This window comes from Streptomyces atriruber, assembly GCF_001418325.1.
Taxonomy (GTDB): Bacteria; Actinomycetota; Actinomycetes; order Streptomycetales; family Streptomycetaceae; genus Streptomyces; species Streptomyces atriruber.
The window spans coordinates 1-1,053 of record NZ_LIPN01000070.1; the positions used below are offsets into that span (position 1 = coordinate 1).

Consider the following 1,053-nt stretch of genomic DNA (forward strand, 5'->3'; position numbering starts at 1 on the left):
CGGACGGCGGGGCGGCCCAGCGCGACACCTCGGGGGCGGCGCCGAGCCCGCCGTCGAGGGCGTACGCGGACTGCAGGAAGAGCGGCGACGGCTCGAACGTCTCCGCGCCCGTCCGCAGGGACCGCAACTCGCGGAAGACGCCGCGGAGTTGCTCGTCCATCTCCCGGGCGGTGGCGAAGCGTCCGGCGCGCGCGGTGCGGGTGGCCCGGCGCAGCGCCCTGGCCAGGGAGACCAGGCCGAGTCCGCGGTGGTCCCCGGTGGCGTCGTCCAGCGGGGCGAGCGCCGCCAGGTCCGCCAGGTCGTGGCGGGTCGCCCCGATCCCGCACAGGGTGCGCAGCGTCTCGCCGAGGCTGAACAGGTCGTCCTGCGGGGCGGATTCGCCGTGGGCGCCGACGCTGGGCGCGCGGTAGAGGGCGGTGGTGAGGCCGGGCGCGCCCGCGCGGCGCACGCTGCCGACGTCGACGAGCTTGGTGGTGGAGCCGTCGTGCATGACGTTCGGCGGCTTCAGGTCGCCGTAGACCTTGCCGCGCTCGGGGGCGTGCAGATGCGCGAGCGCGGCCAGGATCCGCACCCCGTACGCGAGGACGAACTCCAGGAAGCGGGTGCCGCCGAACTCCTCGGGGTGCTCGTGGGCGCGGGCCCGCACCTCTTCGAGGTTGAGCCCGTCGACGTACTGGAGGACGAGGAAGTCCCCGACCCCGGAGTGGTGCCCGTAGTTGAACACCCGGATGAACCCGTCGTGGTTGAGCTCCACGAGTTCCTTGCGCTCGCCTTCGAGGAGGCTGTACGAGTCCGCGGCGAGCTCGGCGTGCAGCATCTTCACGGCGACCGCGCGGTCGTCGACCTTGGTGTCGTGGGCGAGGCAGACCTCGCCCATCCCTCCGTAGCCGAGCGGCCGCACCAGGCGGTACTGGCCGGCGAGCAGCGTGCCGGGCGGCAGCGGCAGCCCGCTGAGGGCGTCCGGGGCGGCGGGATCGCCGTCGTCGCTGTCCGCGCGGTCCAGGAGGGTGATCTCGGGCAGGACCGTGGGGTCGGGGTGCTCCGGCGGGAGGG

1 protein-coding gene is annotated in these 1,053 nt (G+C 74.7%); it reads right to left on the minus strand.

Annotated features, from left to right (window positions below; all coding sequences use genetic code 11):
* A partial coding sequence (locus AOK03_RS08610) for a serine/threonine protein kinase (protein WP_425264362.1) occupies positions 1-1,053 on the minus strand: 1,053 nt, incomplete at both ends.